The following is a 26,851-nucleotide window of genomic DNA, read 5'->3' on the forward strand; positions in this document are numbered from 1 at the left end:
GGCTTACTTGGCCTTTTCGGCCTTGGCGCGCTCGATGGCTTCGACGATCAGTTCCTTGGCGCGGGCGGAGCCTTCCCAACCGAACAGCTTGACCCATTTGCCGGGCTCGAGATCCTTGTAGTGCTGGAAGAAATGCTCGATCTGCTTGACGGTGATCTCCGGCAGGTCGGTGTATTCATGCACTTTCTCATAGCGGAGCGTCAGCTTGGGCGAAGGCACGGCGATGATCTTTTCATCCTTGCCGGAATTGTCTTCCATCATCAGCACGCCGATCGGGCGGACATTGATGACGCAGCCCGGCACCAGCGGACGGGTCGAGGCGATCAGCACGTCGATCGGATCGCCGTCGTCCGACAGCGTGTGCGGCACGAAGCCGTAATTGCCCGGATAGGTCATCGGCGTATAGAGGAAGCGGTCGACCACCAGCGTGCCAGCCTCCTTGTCCATCTCATACTTGATCGGATGGCCGCCGACGGGCACTTCCACGATCACATTGATGTCTTCGGGGGGATTTTTGCCGATGGATACTGCGTCGATGCGCATCTGTGCCTCCGCTGGGTGGAAAATTCCGCATTGCGATAGACGAAAAACATGGGGAAGACAACAAGACCATCGGACAAAAGCGCCCGCGGATTTCGGGCTGGCGCGGCTGGTTGCGTGATGTAACATTAGATCCGGCCAAGGCGCAAAACGAGACGGGCGGGGCGGGCGACGCAATGAAACACGGTGCAATCTGTATCATTCTGACGGCGCTGTTCGCCGGCTCCGCGCATGCCGAAGAAAGCGTCTATACCGACCTCGATCTCGACGCCTGCGTGTCGATCAATCCGACAGCCGAGGAAGAGCCGGGCGGCTTCGCCTCGCTGCGCTGCGCGGGCTATCAGGGCGCTCCCGTCTATTTCAAGGAATTCGACCTGCGCCAAACCGTCTATTACGGTCCGGTGTCCAAGAAGATCATCGACGAAGCGGGCGAGACCTTCTCCGCCTTCAATCATGTCGGCAAGAAGATCGAATGGCGGCTGGCTGCGGATGGAAGTCCGCAAGCCACGATCCTGCGCTGGTTCATCGAAAACACCAATCCCGACACCGGCGCGGTTGAAAAGGCGCTGAACGGGCAGGTCCTGGTGATCTCCAAGGTCGCGACCAAAGACGATCCGATGGGCTGCGTGGCCGGCTATGTCGACGCGCTCGCCAATCCGGAGCCCAATCTTCTGGCGCGGCAGGTGGCCGACGAGATCGCGCCCGGTTTCGCCTGCGGCGTCGACCGGCCGACCTATCACGGCGAGCGGGGCGAGAAAGCCGGCGAGCCGTCCTACAGCTTTCCGGAACCGTAATTTCGAATCGAAACGCTTAGTTCGGCCAGATGAAGCCGAGCTTCTTGAGCGCGGCGTCGCCGAAATCCTCCATTCCCTCGGCCACGTCGAGGCCGCCGCTGGCGCGGAAGAAGGTGACGGCGTGCTCGCTGTCTTCGAGGCACCAGGCGGCGAGCCCGCGCATGCCGAGCCCCTTCAGGATGGCCCTGGCTTCGCGGAACATGTAGCTCCCCAGCCCCGTGCCCTGAAATTCCGGCAGGACATAGAGTTCATAGATCTCTCCCTCCTGCTTGAGCGCCGGCGCGCGGTTGACGCCGATCGTCGTATAGCCGGCGATGGTTCCGCCGATATCGAGCAGGAGCAGCGTTGAAGGTCCCTGGGCGGCGCGGCGCCACCAGTCCTCCCTGCGGCGCTCCAGCATCTGGATCAGCGCCTTATGGGGGATCAAGCCGCTATAGGCGTGCAGCCAGGATCGCCGATGGGTTTCGGCCACGGCGCGCGCATCGGAAGCCTCCGCCCGTCGCAAGTCAATCGACAACGTCTTCATAACGTTCCACCCATATGCCGGCCCCGGATCATCCGGGCCTACTCAAAACACCACCAGCGCGCCATGCGACGCAGTCGCGCAAAAGTTAACGCGGAATTAAGCTGCGCCGCAAGCCGTCATTGGTCATTCCGCATAGAAAAGCCCGGCCGCTCGGAAGCGGCCGGGCCAAATGGTTAATTCACAAACGCCAATTTTCAGGCGGCGCCGGCGGCCTTGGCCTTTTCCATGCGCTTGCGGTCGTTGGCGTCGAGATACATCTTGCGCAGGCGGATGGACTTCGGCGTCACTTCGACCAGTTCGTCGTCCTGGATCCAGGAGAGCGCGCGGTCGAGCGTCATGCGGATCGGCGGGGTGAGCTTGACGGCTTCATCCTTGCCGGCGGCGCGGATGTTGGTCAGTTGCTTGCCCTTGAGCACGTTGACTTCGAGGTCGTTGTCGCGGCTGTGGATGCCGATGATCATGCCCATATAGACCTTCTCGCCCGGATCGATGATCATCGGACCGCGGTCTTCCAGGTTGAACAGGGCATAGGCCACCGCTTCACCGGCGGCGTTGGCGAGCAGCACGCCGTTGATGCGGCCGCCGATCTGGCCCTTGAACGGCTGGTAGTCGTGGAACAGGCGGTTCATGATCGCCGTGCCGCGCGTGTCGGTGAGGAGTTCCGACTGGTAGCCGATCAGGCCGCGGGTAGGAGCGTAGAAGCGCAGACGAACGCGGTTGCCGCCCGAGGGACGCAGTTCGACCATTTCACCCTTGCGCTCGGACATCTTCTGCACGACTACGCCGGAATGTTCTTCATCGACGTCGATGACGACTTCCTCGATCGGCTCCAGCATCTGGCCGGTGGCTTCGTCCTTGTGCATCACCACGCGCGGACGCGATACAGCGAGCTCGAAGCCTTCGCGGCGCATGGTCTCGATGAGAACGGCGAGCTGCAATTCGCCGCGGCCGGAGACGTAGAACGAATCCTTGCCTTCGGCTTCTTCGATCTTCAGCGCGACATTGCCTTCGGCTTCCTTGAACAGGCGGTCGCGGATGACGCGGCTCGTGACCTTGTCGCCTTCGGTGCCGGCCAGCGGGCTGTCATTGACCAGGAAGGACATGGTGACGGTCGGCGGGTCGATCGGCTGTGCGGTCAGCGCTTCGGTGACCGAGGGGTCGCAGAACGTGTCGGCGACGGTGCCCTTGGAGAGGCCCGCGATCGCGACGATGTCGCCGGCATGGGCTTCTTCGATCGGCTGACGCTCGATGCCGCGGAAGGCGAGGATCTTGGAGATGCGGCCGGTTTCGATGAGCTTGCCATCCTGGCCGAGAACCTTCACAGCCTGGTTCGGCTTGATCGAGCCGGAATGAATGCGGCCGGTGATGATGCGGCCCAGGAAGGGATTGGCTTCGAGAATGGTGCCGATCATGCGGAAAGCGCCGTCTTCTTCGCCGACGCTCGGCTCCGGAACGTGGCGCAGCACGAGGTCGAGAAGCGGCGCAAGGCCATCTTCCTTCGGACCTTCCGGATTGACGTTCATCCAGCCGTCGCGGCCCGAACCGTAGAGGATCGGGAAGTCGAGCTGTTCGTCGGTGGCGTCGAGATTGGCGAAGAGGTCGAAGACTTCGTTGATGACTTCTTCATGGCGGCCATCCGGACGGTCGATCTTGTTGATCGCGACGATCGGGCGGAGACCGACCTTCAGCGCCTTGGACACGACGAACTTGGTCTGCGGCATCGGGCCTTCGGAGGAGTCGACCAGCACGATCGCGCCGTCCACCATCGACAGGATGCGTTCGACTTCGCCGCCGAAGTCGGCGTGGCCGGGGGTGTCGACGATGTTGATGCGCACGCCCTTCCACTCGATAGAGGTCGCCTTGGCGAGAATGGTGATGCCGCGCTCTTTTTCGAGATCGTTGGAGTCCATCATGCGCTCGACCGTGCGCTGGTTGTCGCGGAACGAGCCGGACTGCTTCAGAAGCTCGTCGACAAGCGTCGTCTTCCCATGGTCAACGTGTGCGATAATCGCGATATTGCGCATTTGCATGATGTGGATCTCTGAGTTCGTGGGCGCGGCAACGGGACGCGGCGCCAATTGTTTGGCGGCCTCATACCCTTTTTTTTGCAAATGCGAAAGGGGGAGGCTTGATAAAGTCTAAACGCGGTAAATCCCGGCGGTTTCTCAGGAGGAAAAGAGCTCTCCGCACGAACTGCGCGGAGAGCAACTGAAAAGCTCGTGATCTCAGGCGAAGCGGGTCGGATCGAGCGTGATCTTCCAGAGTTCCTTGTCGGCGCGGTCCATCAGGCGCACCGTCAACTGTTCGGTCTGGCCGTCGATGTCGACGAGGCCGAAGAACTGCAGACCGGCGGACGGCGGCAGGTTCTGGCCTTGCTCGGCGGTAGGAGCAGAGACGAACTTCACTTCCGGACCGAAGGTCATGTCGAGATCGTTCGGGCCGAAGGTGCCGGCATGCAGCGGACCCGAGACGAATTCCCAGAAGGGGTCGAAGTCCTTGAAGGCGGCGCGCGAGGGGTCGTAGTGATGGGCGGCGGTGTAATGGACATCCGCCGTTAGCCAGACGGTGTTGGTCACGCCGGCGCTCTTGATGAAGCGCAGGAGTTCGGCGAATTCCAGTTCGCGGCCGAGCGGCGCGCCGTTATCGGCATTGGCCACGGCTTCCTGGCCCTTCTTGTCCTTGCCGTTGTCCCAGACGACGAGGCCGATCGGCATGTCGCAGGCGAGAACCTTCCACGTGGCCTTGGAGGCGGCGAGTTCGCGCTTGAGCCAGGCCATTTGCTCGGCGCCGATGATGCGGGCCTTGTCCGACAGCGTGGTTTCCTTGTCGTCGCCATTCGGGCCGCGATAAGAGCGCAGATCGATGAAGAACACGTCGAGCAGCGGGCCATAGGCGATCTTGCGATAGACGCGGCCGGGTTCGGCCGGCGTGTAGCGGATCGGCGTCATTTCATGGAAGGCGCGGCCGGCGCGGGCGGCCAAAACATGGACCGATTTTTCGGCATAGCGGTCGTCGCCCATCAGGTTCTTGGAATCCGACCAGTTGTTAACCACTTCATGGTCGTCCCACTGGAAGAAGGTCGGACAGACGGCGTTCATGGCGCGCACATGTTCGTCCATGAGATTGTATTTCCACTGGCCGCGATACTCGGCGAGCGTCTCGGCGACCTTGCGCTTCTCGTCGATGACGACTTTGTTGATCCATTTCTGGCCGTTCGGCAGTTCGACCTCGTCCTTGAGCGGACCGTCGGCATAGATCGTGTCGCCGGAATGCAGGAAGAAATCCGGCTGATGCTTGGCCATGGTCTTGTAGGTGACCACGCCTTCGCCATCGATGCCCCAGCCCTGGCCGACCATGTCGCCCGACCACGCGAAGCGGATGTTGCGGCGGGAGGTGGGAGCGGTGCGGAAGCGGCCGGTCAGCGGCTCAGACGTCAGGTTGATATCCTGCAGGTCCGCGGCGACGAAGCGGTAGAAGATGTCCTGATCGGACGGCAGGTTCTCGATCAGGCGCTTGGCGGTGAAATCGCTTTCCGGGCCGACATCGAGGGGCGCGAGACGGATGGCGTTCTTGAAGCTCTCGACCGTCGAGACTTCCATCTGGATGCGGCTCGGACGATCGGTTCGCGTCCAGATCATGCCGGAATTGACGTCGACATCGCCGGACTGGACGCCGTGCGTGAAGACGGGGCGCTGGGCGGCGCGGACATAGGCGGGCAAAGCAAGGCCGGAAGCCGCGACCAGACCGGTCGCGCCGACGCCGCGCATCAGCGTGCGGCGGGTGACGGATTTCAAAATGCCTGACATTGATCTCTCCTGTTTGAAATTCGGCGCGGGCTCCTAGCGCCCGGCGCGCCACACAAACAGGCTTTCATGTCAGCGGGGCAAAGCCCCGATGACGTTTCTCTGACAATCCGACTGCAGCGGCCGCCTCAGGCCGCGAGACCCTTCTTGCGCAGCATCGCCTCAGGGCTCGGCAGCTTGCCGCGGAAATCGATATAGGCGACTTCGGGATCGACCGAGCCGCCCGAGGCGTAGATGTGATCGCGGAGTTTCGCCGCCGTCTCGGGATCGAAGGCGTCGCCGGTTTCCTCGAAGGCCTCGAACGCGTCGGCGTCGAGCACTTCCGACCACATGTAGGAATAGTAGCCGGCAGAATAGCCGTCGCCGGAGAAGACATGCTGGAAATGCGGCGTGCGGTGGCGCATGACGATGGAGGAGGGCATGCCGATCTCGGCCAGAACTTCACGCTCCACGGCCATGGGGTCGTCAGCAGGCGCGCGCGTGTGGAAGGCCATGTCGACCAGCGCCGAAGAGGTGAATTCGACCGTTGCGAAGCCGGCGTTGAAGGTGCGGGCGGCCAAGACCTTGTCGAGCAGCGCCTGCGGCATCGGCTCGCCTGTCTCGTAATGCACCGCATAGGTCTTGAGGATATCGGGAACCGTCAGCCAGTGCTCATACAGCTGCGACGGCAATTCGACGAAATCGCGCGACACGCCGGTGCCGGAGACGGAGGGGTAGGTCACATTCGACAGCATGCCATGCAAGGCGTGCCCGAATTCATGGAACAGCGTGCGGGCGTCGTCGAGCGAGAGCAGCGCCGGCTTGCCTTCGGCGGGCTTGGCGAAATTGCAGACATTGTAGATGATCGGCAGTTCGCCCTGGGCGCCGTTTTTGAGCGTCAGGCGGTGCTGGCTCTGGAACGAGCTCATCCAGGCGCCGGAGCGCTTGGAGGGACGGGCGAAATAGTCGCCGAGGAACAACGCCTTCAAGGAGCCGTCGGCGTTGCGGATCTCGTAGACCCGGACATCGGGATGATAGCCGGCGACATCCGCCCTGCGGACCGCCTTGATGGAGAACAGGCGTTCGGCGACGGCGAAGCAGGCGTCAATGATCTTTTCGAGCTGCAGATAGGGCTTCAACTCGCTTTCGGAGAAATTGAAGGTGCGGGCGCGAAGCTTTTCGGCATAGTGGCGCCAGTCCCAGGGCTCGACGGCGTGATTCTTGCCTTCCTCGGCGATGAGGCGGGCGAGTTCGCCCTCTTCCTCCAGCGCCTTGGCGCGGGCCTTTTCCCAGACCTGCATCAACAGGCCGTTCACGTGATCGGCGGTCTTGGCCATGGTGTTGTCGAGCTTCAGCGCCGCGTAATGCGGGTAGCCCAGCAGACCCGCCTTTTCAGCGCGCAGGGCCAGCGTTTCGGCGATGATCTGGCGGTTGTCGGTCGCGCCGCCATTTTCGCCGCGGGCGATCCAGGCGCGGAAGGCGGTTTCACGCAGGTCGCGATTGTCTGAAAAGGTCAGGAAGGGTTCGATGATCGAGCGCGACAGGGTGACGGCGTATTTGCCCTTTTCACTGCGGCCTTCGGCGGCGGCGGCCATGGCGTCGCGCAGGAAGTCCGGCAGGCCCGCCAGGTCCTCTTCGCTTTCCAGCGGCAGGAACCAGTCCTTTTCATCCGCCAGCACGTTTTGGCCGAAATTGGTGCCGAGCGTGGAGAGACGCTCGTTGATTTCGGCAAGGCGCTTCTGCTGTTCCTTGGGGAGTTTGGCGCCCGATTTCACGAAGCCCTTCCAGTGGCGCTCCAGCACGCGGATTTCCTCGAGCGTCAGGCCGAGCTCGTCCTTCTTCGCCCAGAGCGCGTCGATGCGGGCGAACAGCGCTTCATTCTGGCCGATCTTGGAATAATGCCGCGACATGACCGGAGAGATTTCGCGCTCCAGCGCCTGGATCACGTCGTTGGTGTCGGCGCCGGCCTTGTTCCAGAACAGGGCCGAGACGCGGGAGAGTTCATCGCCGGCGATTTCCAGTGCGATGACGGTGTTGGCGAATGTCGGCGCTTCGGGATTGCCGGCGATGGCGTCGATCTCAGCCTCATGCGCGGCGAGCGCCTGGGTGAAGGCGGCGGCGAAATCTTCGTCCTTGATCGCTTCGAAACCCGGCAGGCCGTGAGCGCCGCTCCAGGTGAAAATGGCTGGGTTCACTGTCTCGCTCATGCCGTCCAATCCTCGCAAATCACTGGCGTCTTTTCCCACATATAGGCGCAGTTTCGGCAAAATGGCGATGGGCGGAAAAGAACGGCGAGAAAATCGCCGCGCTTGAAACTATGCCACCCAGATAATAAGTGAAGCTTACTAAATTTTCGGAGCGGGCATGACCCAAAGCGACAGTCTCGGATATCTCATGGCGGAGGCGGCCCGGCTGTTGCGCGCCGCCATCGAACGCGAACTCGCCGACGCGGGGCTCGGCCTGACGTCGTCGGAGGCGCGGGCGCTCGCCCATGTCGCCGAACGCGGCGGGGCGCGGCAGGCGGAGATCGCCGAGGCCATGGGTGTGGAGCCGATGACGGTCTGCGCCTATCTGGATCGGCTGGAAAAGGCCGGTTACGTGGAACGGACGCCCGATCCGCGCGACCGTCGCGCCAAGAATGTCCGCACGACCGAGCAGGCGGAGACTGTTCTGGCCGCCGTCCGGTCCCGCGCCGGCGATCTCTATGATCAACTGTTTGCGGAATTCGACGCGGCTGACAGGGCGCGTTTCCTCGATGGTCTCGTTATTCTCCGCGACGCTCTCCGGCGTCGGCTCGATGCGCCGCAGACGGGTTGCGGCAAGGCCGAAAAAGCGTGAGCCCCGCCCGCATGTCGAGCCTCAGGACGAGCCTGATCGGCGCCTTGCTTATCGCGCTCGGGCCGGTGTCGATGGCGCTCTACACGCCCGCCATGCCGGAACTGGTCGAGGCTTTCGGCACGACCGAGTCGATGATCAAACTGTCGTTGTCTGTCTATTTCATCGGCTTCGCCTGCGCGCAACTGCTGTCGGGGCCGGCCTCGGACGCCTTCGGGCGGCGCCAGGCGAGCCTGTTCTTCCTCGCTATCTATCTCGCCGGCAGCATCGGCGCCGCCGCTGCGCCCTCGGTCGAGGCGCTGCTGGTTGCGCGTCTGGTGCAGGGCATGGGCGCTTCCGTCGGCGTCACCGTGTCGCGCGCCATCGTTCGCGACCAGTTCACCGGCGCCGAGGCCAGCCGGCTGCTCAACATGATCGGCATCATGCTGGCGGTGGGCCCGGCGTTGGGGCCGACGCTCGGCGGGCTGGCGCTCGCGCTGTTCGACTGGCGCGCCGTGTTCCTGCTGATGGTGATCTTCGGTGCAGCGAGCGCCGCCGTCGTCTTCTTCTTTATGCCGGAAACGTCGCGGCCGGACCCGGCGCTCATCCGTCCCGTGCGGCTCGCGAAAGCCTATGGAACGCTGGCGGGCGATCTCCGGGTTCTGTCGTCTGCGCTGGTGCTGGCCGGCATCGTCGGGGCGCTTTACGCGCAGTCGACCATGCTGCCCTTCATCCTGATCAATCGTGTCGGGCTGACGCCGGTCGCTTTCGGTCTGGGCATGCTGATGCAAACCGGCTCCTATTTCGCCGGCAGCGTCGCATTGCGACTTGTCTCACCGCGACTGCCGCCCGGCTGGGCTGTGCGCATCGGGCTCGTCCTTACCGTTACGGGCGGTGCGGCGATCTTCCTGTCGACCCGTCTCGTCGAGCCCAGCTTCCTGTCGATCATGCTGCCGGTGGCGTTCTGTTCCTTCGGGATGGCTTTCGTGATCCCCGACATCACCACGGCGGGCCTGACGCCCTATCCGCATTTTGCCGGCACGGCCGCGGCGTTGATGGGCTTCATCCAGATGGGATCGGGCTTTCTGGGCGGGGCGGCCGCCGCTTGGATCGGCGATCCGCTCTCGGCTTTCGGCCTGATCATCCCGACCATGGAGCTCGTGGCGCTCCTGGCTTACGTCATCTTCACTGCGGCCTGGGCCAAAGCGGCCTCATAGAAAACGCCCGCCGCTCGGGGAGCGACGGGCGTTTTTGACTCACGTGAAACAGGGCTCAGCCCTTGAGGTTGCGCTTGCCGAGCGTGCGAAGGCGCAGAGCGTTGAGCTTGATGAAGCCGGCGGCGTCCTTCTGGTCGTAAGCGCCCTGGTCGTCTTCGAAGGTGACGAGCTGGTCGGAATAGAGCGACTTGGACGATTCACGGCCGATGACCATGACATTGCCCTTGTAGAGCTTGAGCGTCACTTCGCCTTCGACATGCTCCTGGCTCTTGTCGATCAGCGCCTGCAGCATTTCGCGCTCGGGCGAGAACCAGAAGCCGTAATAGATCAGCTCGGCGTAGCGCGGCATGATCTCGTCCTTGAGATGGGCGGCGCCGCGGTCGAGCGTGATCGATTCGATGGCGCGATGCGCCGAAAGCAGGATCGTGCCGCCCGGCGTTTCATAGACGCCGCGGCTCTTCATGCCGACGAAACGGTTTTCGACCAGGTCGAGACGGCCGATGCCGTTGTCGCGGCCGTAATTGTTGAGTTCGGCCAGCAGCGTCGCGGGGCTCATCTCAACGCCATTGATCGAGCAGGCGTCGCCCTTGCGGAAGCCGATCTTGATGATCGTCGCCTTGTCGGGCGCGGCTTCCGGCGAAATGGTGCGCATATGCACATATTCGGGCGCTTCCTGGCTCGGATCTTCGAGAACCTTGCCTTCGGAAGAGGAGTGCAGGAGGTTGGCGTCGACGGAGAAGGGGGCTTCGCCCTTCTTGTCCTTGGCGACCGGGATCTGGTGCTGTTCGGCGAATTCCAGGAGGTCGGTGCGGCTCTTGAACGACCAGTCGCGCCAGGGCGCGATGATCTTGATGTCCGGGTTCAGCGCATAGGCGGAGAGCTCGAAGCGAACCTGGTCGTTGCCTTTGCCGGTCGCGCCATGGGCGATGGCGTCGGCGCCGGTCTTCTTGGCGATCTCGATCAGATGCTTGGAGATCAGCGGACGGGCGATAGAGGTGCCGAGCAGATAGACGCCTTCATAGACGGCGTTGGCGCGGAACATCGGGAAGACGAAGTCGCGGACGAATTCTTCGCGGACGTCCTCGATGAAGATTTCCTTGATGCCGAGCATCTCGGCTTTCTTGCGGGCCGGCTCCAGCTCTTCGCCCTGGCCGAGATCGGCGGTGAAGGTCACGACTTCAGCGCCGAGTTCGGTCTGCAGCCATTTCAGGATGATCGAGGTGTCGAGACCGCCGGAATAGGCGAGAACGACTTTCTTCACGTCTTTGGGAAGCGCCATGGCAAAAATCCATCAGGGTTCGAGATATCGGGGGTCTTTTAGCCCTATTGGCGGCAGTTTCAAGCCCGGGGGCGGCGGCGAGTGGGCTCAGACGCTGCGAAATCTGGACATTTCCGCCGCAGTGGATGGATAGGTGGCGGCAGGCCCCGCTTTCCGCTACGAAAAAGGGAACAGGCATGGAGCCCAGTCATTATTCGGGTTCTGCGCAAGAACCAGCCAAGGGAGGCCTTCATGAACGATAACGCGCTTCACCCCGTCTTCAAACCCCAAGCCACCGCTGTGGTCACCGGCGCCGCCTCGGGCATCGGGCTCGCCGCCGTCAAGCGGTTTGCCGAACTCGACATGAACGTCGTCCTCGCCGATCTCGGCGGCGACCGGTTGATCGAAGCGGAAAAGGCGGTGGTTGCGATTGCGCCGCGCGGCCAGGACGCGGTGGCGGCGATCCCCACCGACGTGTCGAGCCTCGCGGAGATCGAAATCCTCTCGGAAGACGCGGAAAGCCGTTTCGGCAAAGTGCATGTGCTCATGAACAATGCCGGCATCCAGCCCGGCAGCGCGCTGTTCGGCCCGCTCGAGAATTGGGAAAAAGTGTTCCACGTGAATCTCTGGGGCGTCATCCATGGCAGCCGCGTCTTCGGCCAGAAAATGCTGGCGCATGGCGAGCACGGGCTGATCATCAACACCGGCTCCAAGCAGGGCATCACCACGCCCCCCGGCGATCCCGCCTACAACACCGCCAAAGCCGGCGTCAAAGCCTTCACCGAGGCGCTGGCGCATGAATTGCGCAATGTCGAGGGCGGCGCGCTGTCGGCGCATCTGCTCATTCCGGGCTTCGTGTTCACCGGTCTCACGGCCAATGGCCGCAGCGAAAAGCCCGCCGCCGCCTGGACGCCGGAACAGACCGTCGATTTCATGATGGAAAGCTTGACGCGCGGCGATTTCTATATTCTCTGCCCCGACAATGACGTGCCGCGCGACCTCGATGAAAAGCGCATATTCTGGGCCGCGCATGACATCATCGACAACCGCCCGCCGCTCAGCCGCTGGCATCCCGATTATGCCGACAAGTTCAAGGCGTTCATCGCCGGAGAGTGATCCCTGCCATGATGGAGTTCCTGCCCAGCCTCGCCACGCTCCTGACCTTCACCGGCATGTGCTGGGTGCTGGCGATCACGCCGGGGCCTGATATGACGATCTCGATCAGCCGGGCGCTGTCGGACGGCAAGGCGGGCGGGATCATGGTGGTCATGGGCACCTCCTCCGGGATCGTCATCCATACGCTGCTGGTGGCCTTCGGCGTCTCGGCCCTGATCGTGGCGTCGCCGACCGCCTTCCTGATCCTGAAGACGGGCGGGGCCGGTTATCTCGTCTGGTTGGCGATCCAGGCAATCCGGCACGGCTCCAGCCTGTCGGTGAAGAAGGCGGATGGGCCGGCGAAATCCGGCCTCGCCAACTTCGTCTCGGGCTTTACCGTCAATTTGATGAACCCCAAGGTCATCATCTTCTTCATGACCTTCCTGCCGCAATTCGTCACCGCCAACGATCCGCATGTGACCGGCAAGCTCATCTTTCTCGGCTTCTGGTTCATTCTCGTCGGCATGCCGGTCAATCTGATCATCGTGCTCACGGCCGAGAAGCTCGCCGGCTGGCTCGCCGCCAACCGCAAGGTCCTGCGCGGCATCGACTACACCTTCGCCGGCGTCTTTTCGCTCTTCGCGGTCAAAATCTTCATGACCCAGGCGCGCTGAGCGCGTCCGGCGGCGGCATCAGGCTTTGACATTCCTTCAGGCGCCGTTCGAGAAAATCCTGCTCGGCGGCGTTTTGCGACAGATCGCGGGCGATGGAAAAGGCGAGCGCCGCCTCCGAAAGTTTGCCCGTTCGCATCAGGAGATCGGCATGGGCGGCGTGAAACGGCTGATAGGCGCCGAGCAGCCGTCCCAGCGGCTCCAGAGCCGCGAGCGCCTCTTGAGGGCTTTGCGCGAAGGAAAGGGCGACGATGCGATTGAGTTCGAAGATCGGATTGCTGAATCTCGCCGCCAATATGTCGTATAGGGCCAGAATTTGCGGCCAGTCGGTCTCGGCGAAGCTCGGCGCCTCCGCATGCAGCGCTGCGATTGCCGCCTGTAGTTGGTAGGGGCCCGGCGTTCCTCGCTTGAGCGCTTGCTCGATCACCTGCCGGCCTTCGTCGATCTCGTCGCTGCGCCAGAGACGTCGATCCTGCTGTTCCAGCGTGGCGAGCGATCCGTCAGCATTCTGCCGCGAATCGCGGCGAGCGTGATGCAGCAGCATCAGGGCGAGCAGGCCTTCGACCTCGCTTTCATCTGGCGCTAGTGTCGTCAGAAGCCGGGCGATCCGGATTGCCTCCGCGCAGAGATCGGCCCGCAGCAGATGCTCCCCTGATGACGCGTAGCCCTCGTTGAACATCAGATAGACGACGGCCAGCACATTCTCCAGCCGTTCACGCCAGTCCTCGGGTCCAGGGACCTGATAGGCAATGCCGGCCTTGGCGATCTTGTGGCGGGCGCGGACCAGCCGTTGCGCCATGGCTTCTATCGTATCCAGAAAGGCGTCGGCCACTTCCTCTGTCTTGAGGCCGCAGATCGATCTGAGGGTCAGCGCTACGCTGGTTTTCCGGTCGAGGGCGGGATGGCAGCAGGTGAAGATCAGCGCCAGCCGTTCGTCGCGGAAGAAATCTCGCTCCTCTTCCTCCTCCGTACGGGATTCGGCGAGCATGTTGTAGAGCCGGCCGATGTCGGGCGACTTGCGGCTGAAATTCTGGGCGCGACGCAGGCGGTCGAGCGCCTTTCGCCGCGCCGCGCGCATCAGCCAGCCCGTGGGCGAATGCGGGAGGCCGACCCGTCGCCAATGCAGGAGCGCGGCTTCGACCGCATCCTGCAGGCTGTCTTCGGCCAGCTGGAAGTTTCGCAAGACGCTGACGAGGCCCGACAGAAGGCGACCGCCATCCCGACGCATCACGGCATCCAGCGCTAAAGCGACGTCGTCCTCATTAGCGCCTTGCGCTCCGGCCGTCATTCCGCGTCGAAGATCATCAACGGGCGCACTTCGACGGCGCCGCTCGCGGCATGCGGGATCATCGCGGCGAACTTCACCGCTTCGTCGAGATCCTTGCAGTCGAGAATGTAGAAGCCGCCGAGCTGTTCCTTGGTTTCGGCAAAGGGGCCGTCCATGGTTTCGGTCTTGCCGCCGCGCACGCGCACCGTCGTCGCCGTCATCGGCGGCTGCAGGGCGTCGCCGCCGACATAGACGCCGGCTTCGGCATAGGCCTTGTTGCAGGCGTCGTAGCCGGCCATCATCTTTCCAAATTCGGGCGTATTGGGACGCTCGTCGGTTTCCGGATTGGTGTAGATCAGCGCGATGTATTTCATACGAATCTCCTGTTTTCCGTCGCGGCCGCGTCGCGATCATCATGCGGCGAGACAAGGACGAACAGAGTTTTGCGGATCGACATCGTCCCGAGAAAATTTTAGGGAAAAACCTGGAATATCACGCTCACGCCTCCGCCAAGCCTCTCGCCGGAGCGCCAGCATCTTAAAATCACGGAAAAAAGAAAAAGGCGCCTGCCAAAATAGAAACGCGACCCGTTTCCGGATCGCGTCAAATTTTTCGGCCGGCTGCAGGGCTTATCAGTCGTCTTCGCCGTGATTGGCGATCATCATCGCTTCGAAGGCGAGGCGCTCGGTCTTGCGCATGCGTTCGGATTCCGACTTCAGCTGCCCGCAGGCGGCGAGAATATCGCGACCGCGCGGCGTGCGGATCGGGCTCGCATAGCCTGCCTGATTGATGAAATCGGCGAAGGCCTCGATCGTTTCCCAGTCCGAACACTCGTATTTCGAACCCGGCCAGGGATTGAAGGGAATGAGATTGATCTTGGCCGGCACGCCCTTGAGCAGCTTGATCAAGTTCTTGGCGTCGGCGAGACTGTCATTGACGCCTTTCAGCATCACATATTCGAAAGTGATGCGGCGGGCATTCGACAGGCCGGGATAGGCGCGGCAGGCCTCCATCAGCTCCTTGAGCGGATATTTCTTGTTGATCGGCACCAGCTTGTCGCGCAGTTCGTCATTGGTGGCGTGCAGCGAAATCGCCAGCATCACGCCGGTTTCCGCGCCGGTGCGATAGATTTCCGGCACGACGCCGGAGGTCGACAGCGTGATGCGGCGCTTGGACAGCGACAGGCCGTCGCCGTCGGAGGCGACGAGCAAAGCGCGCTTCACGTTTTCGAAATTGTAGAGCGGTTCGCCCATGCCCATCATCACGACATTGGTGACCTTGCGGCCCTCGGCCGGCACGATCGCGCCCTGCGGCGCTTCACGGTCCGGGAAATCGCCGAGCCGGTCGCGGGCGAGCAGAAGCTGCGAGATGATTTCCTCGGAGGTGAGGTTGCGCACCAGGCGCTGCGTGCCGGTGTGACAGAAATCGCAGGTGAGCGAACAGCCCACCTGCGACGAGATGCAGAGCGTGCCGCGGCCTTCTTCGGGAATATAGACCGTCTCGACCTCGACGGGGCGGCCCGCGCCGCGCGGCGGAAAGCGCAGCAGCCATTTGCGTGTGCCGTCATTGGAGATCTGTTCCTCGACGATTTCGGGGCGCGCGATGGTGAAATGCGTCTTCAGAAGCTGGCGCAGATCCTTCGAGACGTTGAGCATATGGTCGAAATCGGAAATGCCGCGAATATAGAGCCAGTGCCAGACCTGCTGCACCCGCATCTTCGCCTGACGCTGCGGCACGCCTTTCTCGACCAGCGCCTCGGCCAGTTCCTCACGGGTGAGGCCGATCAGCGACGGGCGGTTTTCGAACGACAGGGCGTCGGGCATTAAAGAGGTCGGAGCCGAGGGGCTCACGGCGGTCATCATATCCATGGCAGAATTCCCTGAGCGGCACGCCCTGCGCTGCCTGCGACAGGATCGCGGCGCGGCATGCCCTGATAATGGGCCTTTTGCGAGCGCCTTATCATGGAAAGTCCCGCAAGTCACCCCTTCGCGCGCCTGTCGGCAGCGGCTGTGCAGAAATGGCAAAGGCCGGGCGCTCAGCGCCCGGCCTCGTCAGATTTTAGGTGAGACGCCTTACTGGCAGTTCTCGATCTTTTTCAGCGCGGCCGAAATACCTGAGAGCGAAAAGACGTAGCCTGTCTTCGTGCCCTTGCGCGATACGGCGCCCATGGTCATCGACTTGCCGGAGCGCATGGCCTGGACGAGGGCAGGCTCTTCGGCGGCGTTTTCGAGCCAGGCGGACTTGCCCTTGGTGAACATGGTGAAGGACTTGTCGTCGATCTGCACATTGACCTTGGAGCCGGCCTGCAACTCGTAGCCGAGCATGGCCTGCGGCTCATAGGAGATGTTCTGTCCGGGACGCTGGGTCACCAGAAAGAAGATGTCGCCATGATCGACATTGGCAGGGGTCAGCTGCTTGGGGTCCGGCACGGTGAGCACATAGCAAACCTTGCCGCTGCCGCCTTGGTAAAAATATGCGCCCCACGCCTTGAATTGCTCGATGCGCGTCGGCGCCTGGGCATAAGCGGACGTGGCGATGGCCGTGACGGCCAGAAGGGCGGCAGTCAGTGTTTTCGCAAACATGATTTCCTTCCGATTAACTCAGGGACCGGCGCGACGGCGCGCGCCTTCTTTGCGGTCATTATGCCTTTATTCAGGTTACCAAACTCTCAACGACAGTCGCCTATCGACACAGGCGGCCGGGAGCGCGGTCGTCCTTGCAAGTCTCGTGTGATGCCGAACGACACCATGTCTTGCGAGTGAGAGCAGGAATTGGGCGAGAATGGGGCGAATCCGGCACCCCGCTCAGCCTTTCGATTGGGAAGAGGCGAGTTTTTCGAGTTCGAGCGCCGTATCGGCCTGATCGAAATGCTCCGGTTTCAGCGAGCTCCGCACGGCGGCGATCGCCGCGGCGAGCACCGCGATATCATCACTGAACCCGACGACGGCCAGAAGATCGGGTATCGTGTCGAATGGCAGGATGAAATAGGCGAGCGCCGCCAACAGTATGGCCTTGACGCGACGGGGCGTGGCGGGATCGATCGCGCAATAATAGCTCGCCACGACGTCGCGGGCGAATGTAAGCCTGGAGAAAGCCTTCTTCAGCACCGGCCAAAAGCGCGTGCGGACCTTCGCCTCGCGCTTCTCCGTGTCGGCCTCTTCACCAGGCAACAAGATTTCACCGATTTTAATGTCGTTCATAGCAGATCCTCGGCCCTTCCAACTAATGATATGGGGGAGAAGTTCCGCTGTTCAATGCCGCCGGGCGACCTTGTCCATGAAAGCGGCCAAGGCGATGTCGAGCTCGGTCAGGCCCTTGGCGGAATGCGTGGTGAGACGCACATCGACATTCCGGTAGACGTTGCTCCATTCCGGATGATGATCGATCTTTTCGGCGTAGACGGCGCATTCCGCCATGAAGCCGAAGGCGGCGGCGAAATCCGCAAAGCGAAATCGTCGGGATATCGAATCCCCGCCCTCGGCGAGCGTCCAGCCATCGAGTTCTTGTAGAGCGTTTTCCATCTCGCTAGGGGTAAACCTGTCGCGCGCCATGTATCGCCTCCTCATCGCACCGGATCGCTATGGATCATCGCAAGATTCTGTTCGTCTGTCTCGGCAATATCTGCCGTTCACCGCTCGGCGAGGGCATTCTTCGCCATCGCGCCGAGATGCGGGGATTGTCTCATCTCGTATCGACCGATTCGGCCGGCACCGGCGGCTGGCATCAGGGAGAGGCCCCCGACGCCCGCTCGATCGCGATCGGGCGACGACGGGGGGTAGACATTTCCGAGCAGCGAGCGCGAAAGATCAGCCCCAGCGATTTCAACGATTTCGATATGATCTTCGCCATGGATCGCAGCAATCTGCGCGACATCGTGCGCATCGCTCCGCATGATTCCAGCGCCGATATCCATCTGTTCATGGATTTCGTCGGCGGTGAACACCGTGACGTCCCGGACCCCTATTACGGCGACGACCGTGATTTCCAGAAGGTCTTCGACATGCTCGACGCCGGTTGCGCCAAGCTTCTAGCCTTTCTCTATCCCCCAACCCGCCCGGGCGAGCGGGTTTGAAGCCGACTCAGGGCCTCAATTCCAGTGCGGCGCCCGGCGCTTTCTGCCGGGGGATATCGAGCGGATAAACTTCTTCGACCACATAGGGTCCGCCGCCGACCGAATCGCGCGACGACATCACCACGAATCGCGTGACGGTGAAGGGGCCGGCGGAGAAATTGCCGCGCCCATTCATATAATGCACGACGTCTTCGACCCGGGCGTTTTTCAGCCGCGCCAAGGTGACATGCGGCATGAATTTTCTCGGTTCGGGCGGCAGTCCGATCCGTTGACAAACCCGCTCTATATCCGCCTGCAGCGCGTTCAGCGCCGCGGACGGCTGCACGCCTGCCCAGATACTGTGCGGTTTCTTGGAGCCGAACAGGCCCGTTCCAACCAGCGACAGGTCGAACTGTGTTCGATGAACGCGATCGAGGCCGTTGACCAGATCATCGGCGGTGCGGTGATCGACATCGCCGATGAAGCGCAGGGTGAGGTGGAAATTCTCCCTGTCGATCCAACGCGCTCCGGGAAGTCCACCCCGCAACAGTGACAGACTCAAGGCTGCGCTCTGCGGGATTTCGAGGGCGGTGAACAATCTCGGCATGACGAGCTCCTCGAATCGCTTCTCTGACATGAACGAATCATTAATTCGGCGTCAGCGCAATTGATGTTTCCAGATTATCCCGCAGCGCATAAAAAATTCATGAACCGAGGTTTTTGAGAAACATTTCTGCTACCGGCAGAAACTTGTCAGCCATCACATCGGTTCCCTTGCCGTTGGGATGCATGCGATCCTCGAGCTGTAGCGAGGGGTCCAGGGCGACGCCGTCCAGCACGAACGGATAGAGCGCGACGTCATATGTCTTGGCGAGATCCGGGTAGATCGGGTTGAAGGCGGCGGCGAAATCCTGGCCGAGATTGGGCGGGGCGAGCATGCCCATCATGACGACCGGGATGTTGCGCTCCTTGAGGCGCGCCAGAATGGCGTCGAGGTTCTTGCGCGTTTCAGTCGGCGGGAGGCCGCGCAAGGCGTCATTGGCGCCGAGTTCCAGGATCACGCCGTCGGTTCCGTCCGGCACCGACCAGTCCAGCCGGGCGAGACCGTCGGCGGTGGTGTCGCCGGACACGCCCGCATTGGTGATCGTCACGTCGAAGCCTTTGTCTCTCAGCCTTTTTTCGAGCCGCGCCGGGAAGGCCTCGTCCGGCGGCAACTGATAGCCGGCCATCAACGAATCGCCGAGGCCGACGAGATTGATCGGTTCGGCGCGCGCCGCCGTACCTAATCCCGACAGGATCGCAGCGAGGCCCGCGAGAGATAACAAAGTCTTGAACGCGGCTTTAAATCTCATCACTCGTCTCCTACCTTGCGATGCGGAAAAAGAGGCGGCCTGCGCCTCGTCAAAAAGATATAGGACCGGCGCCCCGTGGTTGAAACCATCATCGAGCTGAAAAACGCGGATCTGACTCTCGGGGAGGGGGCGAGCGCCGTGCATGTGCTGAAGGATCTCAGTCTTAGCATCGAATCCGGCACATCCAACGGGGTCACCGGTCCCTCGGGTTCCGGCAAGTCCACGCTTCTGATGGTGCTTGCGGGCCTGGAAAGTCTCGACGCCGGCGAGCTCGTCATCGCCGGGGAAGCGCTGCACAAAGCCAGCGAGGATCGATTGGCCGCCTTTCGCGGCCGCAATATCGGCATCGTCTTTCAGTCCTTCCATCTCATTCCCAATATGACGGCGATCGAGAATGTGGCCGTTCCGCTCGAACTCGCCGGCAGCGGCGACGCCTTCGCCATTGCGCGGCGCGAGTTGCAGGCGGTCGGGCTCGGCGAAAGGCTGCATCATTATCCGGGCCAGCTCTCGGGCGGCGAGCAGCAGCGCGTGGCCATCGCCCGAGCGCTCGCGCCATCGCCCAAATTGTTGATCGCCGACGAGCCGACAGGCAATCTCGACGTCGAAACCGGGCGTCAGATCGCCGATCTTCTGTTCGCCAAGCAAGCGGAGCGCGGCATGACCCTGCTGCTCGTCACCCACGATCCATCGCTTGCGGCCCGCTGCCAGCGACAGATCCGCATCCGCTCCGGCCAGATCCTGGATCGGGCCGCATGACGGGCGCGGGATCGCTCTTCAGAGACTGGTCGCTGGCCTGGCGCTTCGCCATTCGTGAAATGCGCGGAGGTCTGAGCGGCTTCAGGATCTTCATCCTCTGCATTCTTCTCGGCACGGCCGCCATTGCCGGCGTCAATTCGGTCGCCGCCTCGATGTCGGAGGCGCTCGAAGGCCGCGGCCGCGAAATCCTCGCCGGCGACATTCGCTTCGAGCTCAAGCAGCGGGAAGCCAATACGGCCGAACGCGCCTATCTCGACAGTCTCGGCGAGGTCGCCGTGGCCTCCAACATGCGCTCCATGGTGCGCAGCGAAGACAAGACGCGGCAGACGCTGTCCGAACTCAAGGCGGTGGACGGCCTTTATCCCCTCTATGGCGCATTCGTGGCCGATCCCGACCGGCCTCTCGCCGAGTTGCTCGCGGAGCGGGACGGCGTTTATGGCGCGCTGGCGCAACCGATGCTGCTCGACCGGCTCGGCGGCAAGGTGGGCGACAGGGTCCTGATCGGCGATATGCAGATCGAAATCCGCGGACGGATCGTCTCGGAGCCCGATCAGCTGTCCGACGGCTTCGCGTTTGCGCCGCGTCTGTTGATCGCCCGCGACGCGCTGGTCAGAAGCGGCCTGATGCAGACGGGCAGTCTGGTCGACAACAACTACCGGATCAAGCTTCCGGCGGGCGCGAAGAGCAACGGCGAGATCCGGCGCGAGGCGCAGGCGAAATTTCCCGAAGCCGGCTGGGCCATCCGCGGATCCGGCAATGCCGCGCCGGCTCTGTCCAACAATATCGAGCGCTTTTCGGAATTCCTGACGCTGGTCGGGCTCGCGGCGCTGGCCGCCGGCGGAGTCGGCGTCGCCAATGCCGTGACCGCCTATCTCGACGCAAAGCGCGGCGTGATCGCCTGCTTCAAGAGCCTGGGCGCTCCCGGCCGATTGATCGTCATGGTCTATCTCATTCAGATCCTGCTGATCGCGACGCTCGCGATCATCGGCGGTCTCGCGGTCGGGGCGGCGATCACGCCGGTGGTGGGCTATTTCCTCAAGGGTTACATGCCGGCGCCGGAGGGGTTGACGCTCTATCCCCGCGCCCTCGGTCTCGCCACGCTCTTTGGCCTGCTGATCACGCTCGCATTTTCGATCCTGCCGCTCGGACGCAGCCGCCTCGTGCGGGCGACCGAGCTCTTCCGCAGCCAGAGCGAGACGGGCTGGCGCGTGCCGGCGCGATATTACATCGCAGCGGGCGCAGTGTTTATGGCGGTTGCGGCGCTGGCCGTCTTCTCGGCCGAACAGCGCTTCCTGGCCTTTGTCTTCGTGGCCTCGACCGCGAGCGCCTTTCTCGTTCTCAGGCTGGTCGCCGTCGGCGTCGCCGCGCTTGCCAGGCGCGTCCGGCAGGTTCGTTCGCCGGCGCTGAGACTGGCGATCGGCAATATCCATCGACCCGGCGCGCTGACGAGTTCGGTGATCCTGTCGCTGGGGTTGGGCCTCACGCTTCTGTCGGCGCTCGCATTGATCGAGGGCAATCTGCGCGGCAGTCTTGCCGGCGCGATGGCCGAAAAGGCGCCGAACTTTTTCTTCATCGATATTCAGAACCGCGACATCGACGGCTTCAGGAACGTGGTCAAGACGACGGCCCCGAACGGCGACGTCGGCAGCGTGCCGATGCTGCGCGGCCGCATCCTCGCTTTCAACGGCGAGGATGTGCAAAAGCGCAGCGTGCCGCAGGAGGCGCGCTGGGTGCTGCAGGGCGACCGCGGCATCACCTATTCCGAAACCGTGCCGGAAAATTCCCGCGTGGAAGAGGGCGCATGGTGGGACAAGGATTACAGCGGCGAGCCGCTGGTGTCCTTCGCCAGCGAAGAAGGTCGTCAGCTGGGTCTCAAGATCGGCGACACCGTGACCGTCAATGTTTTGGGCCGCAACATCACCGCCAGGATCGCCAATTTCCGGGAGGTGGAATGGCGCTCGATGTCGATCAATTTCGTGATGGTCTTCTCGCCCAACACCTTCAAGGGGGCGCCGCATGCCTGGCTGGCGACGTTGACGGATCATGCCGCCACGCCCGCCGACGAGCAGGCGGTGATGCGCTCGGTCACCAACGCCTATCCCGGCATCACCTCGATCCGTGTCAAGGACGCGCTCGACATCGCCTCCAATCTCGTCGGACAACTGGCCACCGCCGTCCGCGCCGCCGCCTCCATCGCCCTGGTCGTCTCCGTGCTGGTGCTGTCGGGCGCGATCGCCGCCGGCAATCGCGCCCGCATTCACGACGCGGTGGTGCTGAAGACGCTCGGCGCCCGACGCTCGATGCTGACGCGCGCCTATTTCTACGAATATGCGCTGCTCGGTCTGTCGGCGTCGATCTTTGCCTTGGCCGCGGCCTCGGTCGCCTCTTGGTATGTGGTGACGGAGATCATGGAGTTGCCGTTCCGGTTCCTACCGGGCGCTGCGCTCTGGACGCTCGCGGTGGCGCTGGTGGTGACGGCCGGCACCGGCTTTCTCGGCACCTGGCGGGTGCTCGGACAGAAAGCCGCGCCGGTTCTGCGCGAGCTTTGAGCCGAGGTGAACACCGCTTTTGGGCCCGCTTTACCATGGGTTGAAGAAGCTTGCGCATTTGTCATGCATTCGGGCTTGCCAGCGGCAGCGCCGGGTCCCATATTCACGACATGCTTGCTGGAGCTCCGCGAGCTGCGCCGGCGATCCCCTCACACGAGGCGGCTGGCGGATCAACAACGGAGCTTTGTTAGAGGACACAATGGCTGACTTGAGAGACTTCCAAACCCGAATGAGCAATCCCGCCGCCGCGCGCGCGGATGCCGATATCGACCAGGGTCTGCGCTCTTACATGCTCCGCGTCTACAACCTGATGGCGCTGGGCGTGGCGTTGACCGCCGTGGTGGCCTACGCCTTCTCCGCAATGGCGGTGTCGGGCGGACAACTGACCGCGTTCGGTCAGGCGATCTATATGAGCCCGCTGAAATATGTGGTGATGTTCGCGCCGCTGGCTCTGGTGTTCTTCCTGTCCTTCCGAATTGAGAAGATGAGCCTGGCGTCGGCGCAGATGACCTTCTGGGCCTATGCCGCGCTCGTGGGCGCTTCGCTGTCGTCGATCTTTCTGGTCTACACCGACGCTTCGATCGTGCAGACCTTCGCCGTGACCGCAGCCTCGTTCGGCGCGCTGTCGCTCTATGGCTACACCACCAAGCGCAGCCTGTCGGGCATGGGCTCGTTCCTGATGATGGGTCTGTTCGGCCTGATCATCGCCTCGCTCGTCAATCTCTTCCTGCAGTCGTCGGCGCTTGATTTCGCCGTCTCGGTGATCGGCGTGTTGGTGTTCGCCGGCCTGACCGCCTGGGACACGCAGCGCATCAAGGAAATGTACTGGGAAGCCGATGGCGTCGAAGTGGCCGGCAAGAAGGCCGTCATGGGCGCGCTCAGCCTCTATATGGACTTCATCAACCTCTTCCTTTTCATGTTGCGCTTCCTGGGCAACCGCGAGTAAGACCTGCTGAAGTCATGACCATCGAAGGGCGGCAGTCATGCCGCCCTTTTTTAATGCGAGGCAGCCATGAAGATCAGCCTGCGCGACGCCACCGTCGCCGATATTCCCGCCATCACCGCGATCTATCGCGAATCGGTGCTCAACGGCATCGGCACCTATGAGCTTGAGCCGCCGACAGAAGCCGAAATGCTCGCCCGCTTCGAAACAGTCACCGGCCAGAACTATCCCTATCTCGTGGCTGTGAATGCGTCAGGAAATGTGGTCGGCTACGCCTATGGCTCGCCCTTCCGCACCCGTCCGGCCTATCGCTATCTCGTCGAAGATTCGATCTATGTGGCCGCCGACGGTCGCGGCCTGGGCGTCGGCTCGACTTTGCTCGATGCTCTGATGAGCCGCAGCGCCGAACTCGGCCTGCGCCAGATGATCGCCGTAATCGGCGGCGGCAATCCTGCCTCGGTGGCGCTGCATGAAAAAGCCGGCTTCAAGCATGTCGGCCGCATGCCCGCCTCCGGCTTCAAATTCGGCCAATGGGTCGACACGGTGCTGATGCAGCTCGAACTCGGCGAAGGCGCGACCACGCTTCCCGCAGCCGAGCCGAAGCTGCGCCAGCCCTGATCGCCTGTCTTACTGTTCCGACAGCTTGATATCCGGGTGATAGTCCTTGCCCGGAACGTCCTTCACCACGGCCTGGCCGGCCATCATCTGGCCGGTCGCGCTGTTGAACGTCAGCGACGGCGCGCCGTGCAGGTCCCAGCCTTTGTTGAGCGCGTCGGTGACGCGGTGGCAGAACGAGGCGTCGTCGGGGCCGGTGAGGAAACGATAGACTTTCAAGGATCTCTCCGTGCGATGAGGTCTGCCCGCGCCTTCAGCGCCAGGGCCTGTTCATAATGAAGCCGTTCGACCATGCGGCCGCCGATGTCAAGCGCGTTCACCTGCTCCGCGCCCGGCGCGGTGAAGCCGGCGATGATCTCGTCGGCCTCGGCGATTTCGTCGGCCGATGGGCGGTAGCGGGCATTGGCCGCGGCGATTTGGGCCGGGTGGATCAGCATCTTGCCGTCGAAGCCCATGGCGCGACCCGTTGCGCATTCCCGGTCGAAGCGCTCGAGATCGCGGAAGTCGTTGCACACCGCGTCGATCACCCTGAGCCCGTAGGCGTGGCCCGCCAGCACCACCTGCATCAGCCAGGGCGTCACGAAGGTCCTGTCGGGATCGGGCAGAACGCCCGTATCCTTGCGAAGGTCATTGAGACCCACCACCAGCGCATCCAGCCGACCTCCTGCGGTGCGGCCCGTCGCGGCAATGGCGCCGGCGTTGAGGATCGAGAGCGGCGTCTCCATCATTGCCCAGATGCGGATCGTTTCTGGCGCGTCGTTGTCGGCCAGATGGGCGGAAACATCGAGAATGTCGGACGGTGAGCGCACTTTCGGGATGAGCACGGCGTCGGGACTGGTTTCCAGAACCAGCGCCAGATCCTTCATAGCATGGCGGGAGCCGAGATCGTTGATGCGGATGATCCGCTCGACGCCCTCCATCGGCGGCCCTTGAAAGAAGGCGCGGATCTTGTCGCGCGCCGTCGCCTTCTCGCCCTCGGCGACGGCGTCTTCGAGATCGAGAATCACCGCATCCATACGCAGCGACGCCAGTTTGGCGATGGCGCGTTCGTTGGAGCCGGGCAGGCAGAGAATCGAACGGGAGGGCCTCGAAGGGCGAAGATCATGTGTCATCCGCCATTTATGGCCAATGGCGCAGAGGCGATCAAGAATAACTCGGCGCCGTGCGACCCTCTGACCCTTGCAAATCGCGGCTTTCTCGCCCACATTACCTCGAGAAGGAGTGGTGATGACCATGAAAAGCGTTCGTTCTTTCTTCCTGACCCTGGCAGGCCTGACGATGGTCGCCGTCGCCGCCGTGTTCACCGCATCGATCGGCCTTGCCCTGATCGGCGCTATGGCGGTGCTGGCGTTTGGCTACTGGCTTTCGGCAATGATCGATTCGGGAGCGACACAGCAACCGGCCCGTGTCTATGCGCGCTATCGCGCCCGTCAGCGCGAAGAGGCTATGCGGGTCTGGAACGACGGCAAGGGCACCATCATCGACATGTGACGGCGCGGCCGGGCGAGAACCCAGGCCGATCGAAGGCGGACATGCGTTCCGCCTTTTTTGTATCCTACATTCGCCATACAGACTGTTTTTCAGACGCCCAGAGCCTGACATGCAATTCACCGGAACCGACAGCTATATCGCCGACAGGGACCTGATGGTCGCGGTCAACGCCGCTATCCGTCTGGAACGTCCTTTGCTGGTCAAGGGGGAGCCGGGCACCGGCAAGACCGAACTCGCCCGGCAGATCGCCCAAAGCCTCGGCCTGGGATTCATCGAATGGAACGTCAAGTCGACGACCAAGGCGCAGCAGGGGCTTTACGATTACGACGCTGTTTCGCGGCTGCGCGACAGCCAGCTCGGCGATGTCAGGGTTCAAGACATCCGCAACTATATCCGCAAGGGCAAGCTCTGGGAGGCGTTCGAGGCCTCCGAGCGCGTGGTGCTGCTGATCGACGAGATCGACAAAGCCGATATCGAATTCCCCAACGATCTCCTGCAGGAGCTCGACCGGATGGAATTTCATGTTTACGAGACGAATGAGACGATCAAGGCGCTGCATCGCCCGATCGTCATCATCACGTCGAACAACGAGAAGGAACTGCCGGACGCCTTCCTGCGCCGTTGCTTCTTCCATTTCATCCGCTTTCCCGACGCAGAGACGCTCGGCCGCATCGTCGAGGTGCATTATCCCGGCATCAAGCAGCGTCTCCTGCACTCGGCCCTGACCCGGTTTTTCGAGATCCGCGAAACGCCAGGGCTCAAGAAGAAGCCGTCGACGTCCGAAGCGCTCGACTGGATCCGGCTGCTGGTGTCGGAGGATGTGGAGCCCGAGACGCTGGCGGCCAATCCCGCCAATGCTCTGCCGCGTCTGCATGGCGCGCTCCTCAAAAACGAGCAGGATGTGCATCTCTTCGAACGGCTCGCCTTCATGGCGCGGCGCGAGATGCGTTAGGGCGAGAAGCCCTGAGCAAGCTTTTCGCCCGTAAATCATCTGCTTTCATCACATTGAAAATTGGCGTCGCCCGGTGTATGACAAGTCAAACCGTGGTGATTTGCCGGCCGGCTTGCAGCCACGTTAAACAATTTGCTAAATAGGGCCACCGCGCGAAGGGGCGAGGGGACCGGCGAAT

28 protein-coding genes and 1 riboswitch are annotated in these 26,851 nt (G+C 62.6%); of the genes, 12 read left to right on the forward strand and 16 right to left on the reverse strand.

Annotated elements, in window-relative coordinates; genetic code table 11:
* Positions 1–3 precede the first annotated feature (3 nt).
* On the reverse strand, positions 4–543 hold the full coding sequence (gene ppa / locus OCK01_RS17230) for an inorganic diphosphatase (RefSeq protein WP_137157102.1): 540 nt from the start codon (positions 541–543) through the stop codon (positions 4–6).
* A gap of 173 nt (positions 544–716) precedes the next feature.
* Here ppa and OCK01_RS17235 point away from each other — a divergent pair, with 173 nt between their 5' ends.
* Positions 717–1,334, forward strand: a complete 618-nt coding sequence (locus tag OCK01_RS17235; RefSeq protein ID WP_263824996.1) for a hypothetical protein — start codon at positions 717–719, stop codon at positions 1,332–1,334.
* A gap of 16 nt (positions 1,335–1,350) precedes the next feature.
* On the opposite strand, the gene OCK01_RS17240 is transcribed toward OCK01_RS17235, so the two are convergent.
* The 4 genes from OCK01_RS17240 to OCK01_RS17255 all read right to left on the reverse strand — a co-directional run bounded on the left by OCK01_RS17240 (position 1,351) and on the right by OCK01_RS17255 (position 7,849).
* Complete coding sequence (locus OCK01_RS17240; protein ID WP_263824997.1) at positions 1,351–1,860, reverse strand: GNAT family N-acetyltransferase; 510 nt, start codon at positions 1,858–1,860, stop codon at positions 1,351–1,353.
* A gap of 194 nt (positions 1,861–2,054) precedes the next feature.
* Complete coding sequence (typA, locus tag OCK01_RS17245) at positions 2,055–3,890, reverse strand: translational GTPase TypA (protein WP_263824998.1); 1,836 nt, start codon at positions 3,888–3,890, stop codon at positions 2,055–2,057.
* Positions 3,891–4,085: 195 nt separating this feature from the next.
* A complete protein-coding gene (locus OCK01_RS17250) occupies positions 4,086–5,666 on the reverse strand; it encodes an alkaline phosphatase D family protein (protein WP_263824999.1) in 1,581 nt (526 codons plus the stop codon).
* Between the two features lie 125 nt (positions 5,667–5,791).
* Positions 5,792–7,849 carry a M3 family metallopeptidase gene (locus tag OCK01_RS17255; protein ID WP_263825000.1) on the reverse strand — a complete coding sequence of 686 codons (2,058 nt, stop codon included), beginning with the start codon at positions 7,847–7,849 and terminating at the stop codon, positions 5,792–5,794.
* 157 nt (positions 7,850–8,006) lie between these two features.
* Between OCK01_RS17255 and OCK01_RS17260 the strand changes: the two genes are divergently transcribed.
* Both OCK01_RS17260 and OCK01_RS17265 read left to right on the forward strand, forming a co-directional pair.
* A complete protein-coding gene (locus tag OCK01_RS17260; protein ID WP_263825001.1) occupies positions 8,007–8,480 on the forward strand; it encodes a MarR family winged helix-turn-helix transcriptional regulator in 474 nt (157 codons plus the stop codon).
* Between the two features lie 11 nt (positions 8,481–8,491).
* Entirely contained in the window at positions 8,492–9,673 is a 1,182-nt protein-coding gene (locus OCK01_RS17265; protein WP_412179030.1) for a multidrug effflux MFS transporter, read from the forward strand.
* A 55-nt stretch (positions 9,674–9,728) separates the two neighbouring features.
* Here the strand turns inward: OCK01_RS17265 and OCK01_RS17270 are convergent, their stop codons facing one another.
* Positions 9,729–10,952 carry an argininosuccinate synthase gene (locus OCK01_RS17270; protein ID WP_137157109.1) on the reverse strand — a complete coding sequence of 408 codons (1,224 nt, stop codon included), beginning with the start codon at positions 10,950–10,952 and terminating at the stop codon, positions 9,729–9,731.
* Between the two features lie 231 nt (positions 10,953–11,183).
* Here OCK01_RS17270 and OCK01_RS17275 point away from each other — a divergent pair, with 231 nt between their 5' ends.
* Together OCK01_RS17275 and OCK01_RS17280 are read left to right on the forward strand one after the other, a co-directional pair.
* Entirely contained in the window at positions 11,184–12,047 is an 864-nt protein-coding gene (locus OCK01_RS17275; protein WP_263825003.1) for an SDR family NAD(P)-dependent oxidoreductase, read from the forward strand.
* 11 nt (positions 12,048–12,058) lie between these two features.
* The gene (locus OCK01_RS17280) at positions 12,059–12,700 is read left to right on the forward strand and encodes a LysE family translocator (RefSeq protein WP_263825178.1); all 642 of its coding nucleotides are present in this window, start codon (positions 12,059–12,061) and stop codon (positions 12,698–12,700) included.
* On the opposite strand, the gene OCK01_RS17285 is transcribed toward OCK01_RS17280, so the two are convergent.
* The 6 genes from OCK01_RS17285 to OCK01_RS17310 all read right to left on the reverse strand — a co-directional run bounded on the left by OCK01_RS17285 (position 12,681) and on the right by OCK01_RS17310 (position 17,515).
* Complete coding sequence (locus OCK01_RS17285; protein ID WP_263825004.1) at positions 12,681–13,925, reverse strand: RNA polymerase sigma factor; 1,245 nt, start codon at positions 13,923–13,925, stop codon at positions 12,681–12,683. The genes OCK01_RS17280 and OCK01_RS17285 overlap by 20 nt on opposite strands.
* A 56-nt stretch (positions 13,926–13,981) precedes the next feature.
* Positions 13,982–14,338: a YciI family protein gene (locus OCK01_RS17290; protein ID WP_182828015.1), complete on the reverse strand. Its 357-nt coding sequence runs from the start codon at positions 14,336–14,338 to the stop codon at positions 13,982–13,984.
* A gap of 258 nt (positions 14,339–14,596) precedes the next feature.
* Positions 14,597–15,787 (reverse strand): 23S rRNA (adenine(2503)-C(2))-methyltransferase RlmN, encoded by a 1,191-nt coding sequence (gene rlmN / locus OCK01_RS17295; protein ID WP_246697598.1) that lies wholly within the window; start codon positions 15,785–15,787, stop codon positions 14,597–14,599.
* Positions 15,788–16,036: 249 nt separating this feature from the next.
* A complete protein-coding gene (locus OCK01_RS17300; RefSeq protein ID WP_182828017.1) occupies positions 16,037–16,546 on the reverse strand; it encodes an invasion associated locus B family protein in 510 nt (169 codons plus the stop codon).
* A 222-nt stretch (positions 16,547–16,768) separates the two neighbouring features.
* Positions 16,769–17,164: a YkvA family protein gene (locus OCK01_RS17305; protein WP_263825005.1), complete on the reverse strand. Its 396-nt coding sequence runs from the start codon at positions 17,162–17,164 to the stop codon at positions 16,769–16,771.
* Positions 17,165–17,215: 51 nt separating this feature from the next.
* On the reverse strand, positions 17,216–17,515 hold the full coding sequence (locus OCK01_RS17310; RefSeq protein WP_263825006.1) for a 4a-hydroxytetrahydrobiopterin dehydratase: 300 nt from the start codon (positions 17,513–17,515) through the stop codon (positions 17,216–17,218).
* Positions 17,516–17,544: 29 nt separating this feature from the next.
* On the opposite strand from OCK01_RS17310, the gene OCK01_RS17315 reads away from it, so the two are divergent.
* Positions 17,545–18,036, forward strand: a complete 492-nt coding sequence (locus tag OCK01_RS17315) for a low molecular weight protein-tyrosine-phosphatase (RefSeq protein ID WP_263825007.1) — start codon at positions 17,545–17,547, stop codon at positions 18,034–18,036.
* Positions 18,037–18,043: 7 nt separating this feature from the next.
* Here OCK01_RS17315 and thpR read toward each other — a convergent pair whose 3' ends face one another.
* Positions 18,044–18,622 carry an RNA 2',3'-cyclic phosphodiesterase gene (gene thpR, locus OCK01_RS17320; RefSeq protein WP_263825008.1) on the reverse strand — a complete coding sequence of 193 codons (579 nt, stop codon included), beginning with the start codon at positions 18,620–18,622 and terminating at the stop codon, positions 18,044–18,046.
* A 97-nt stretch (positions 18,623–18,719) separates the two neighbouring features.
* A complete protein-coding gene (locus OCK01_RS17325) occupies positions 18,720–19,367 on the reverse strand; it encodes an arylesterase (protein WP_263825009.1) in 648 nt (215 codons plus the stop codon).
* 75 nt (positions 19,368–19,442) lie between these two features.
* Between OCK01_RS17325 and OCK01_RS17330 the strand changes: the two genes are divergently transcribed.
* The 4 genes from OCK01_RS17330 to OCK01_RS17345 all read left to right on the forward strand — a co-directional run bounded on the left by OCK01_RS17330 (position 19,443) and on the right by OCK01_RS17345 (position 24,233).
* Positions 19,443–20,123, forward strand: coding sequence for an ABC transporter ATP-binding protein (locus OCK01_RS17330; RefSeq protein ID WP_263825010.1), 681 nt, complete (start codon positions 19,443–19,445; stop codon positions 20,121–20,123).
* Entirely contained in the window at positions 20,120–22,672 is a 2,553-nt protein-coding gene (locus OCK01_RS17335; protein ID WP_263825011.1) for an ABC transporter permease, read from the forward strand. Before OCK01_RS17330 ends, OCK01_RS17335 begins: the two co-directional genes overlap by 4 nt.
* Positions 22,673–22,871: 199 nt before the next feature.
* Positions 22,872–23,618, forward strand: a complete 747-nt coding sequence (locus OCK01_RS17340) for a Bax inhibitor-1/YccA family protein (protein ID WP_263825012.1) — start codon at positions 22,872–22,874, stop codon at positions 23,616–23,618.
* 66 nt (positions 23,619–23,684) lie between these two features.
* Positions 23,685–24,233: a GNAT family N-acetyltransferase gene (locus OCK01_RS17345; RefSeq protein ID WP_263825013.1), complete on the forward strand. Its 549-nt coding sequence runs from the start codon at positions 23,685–23,687 to the stop codon at positions 24,231–24,233.
* 9 nt (positions 24,234–24,242) lie between these two features.
* Here the strand turns inward: OCK01_RS17345 and OCK01_RS17350 are convergent, their stop codons facing one another.
* Positions 24,243–24,449, reverse strand: coding sequence for a DUF1737 domain-containing protein (locus OCK01_RS17350; protein WP_263825014.1), 207 nt, complete (start codon positions 24,447–24,449; stop codon positions 24,243–24,245).
* Positions 24,446–25,342: an HpcH/HpaI aldolase/citrate lyase family protein gene (locus OCK01_RS17355; protein WP_263825015.1), complete on the reverse strand. Its 897-nt coding sequence runs from the start codon at positions 25,340–25,342 to the stop codon at positions 24,446–24,448. Before OCK01_RS17355 ends, OCK01_RS17350 begins: the two co-directional genes overlap by 4 nt.
* A gap of 115 nt (positions 25,343–25,457) precedes the next feature.
* On the opposite strand from OCK01_RS17355, the gene OCK01_RS17360 reads away from it, so the two are divergent.
* Positions 25,458–25,721: a hypothetical protein gene (locus OCK01_RS17360; protein ID WP_246697381.1), complete on the forward strand. Its 264-nt coding sequence runs from the start codon at positions 25,458–25,460 to the stop codon at positions 25,719–25,721.
* Positions 25,722–25,830: 109 nt separating this feature from the next.
* A complete protein-coding gene (locus OCK01_RS17365; protein WP_263825016.1) occupies positions 25,831–26,673 on the forward strand; it encodes an AAA family ATPase in 843 nt (280 codons plus the stop codon).
* 82 nt (positions 26,674–26,755) lie between these two features.
* A riboswitch (SAM riboswitch) is annotated at positions 26,756–26,833 on the forward strand.
* Positions 26,834–26,851: the final 18 nt, after the last annotated feature.

The organism is Rhizobium sp. TRM95796 (genome assembly GCF_025779995.1).
In the GTDB taxonomy this organism is placed as follows: Bacteria; Pseudomonadota; Alphaproteobacteria; order Rhizobiales; family Rhizobiaceae; genus Rhizobium_E.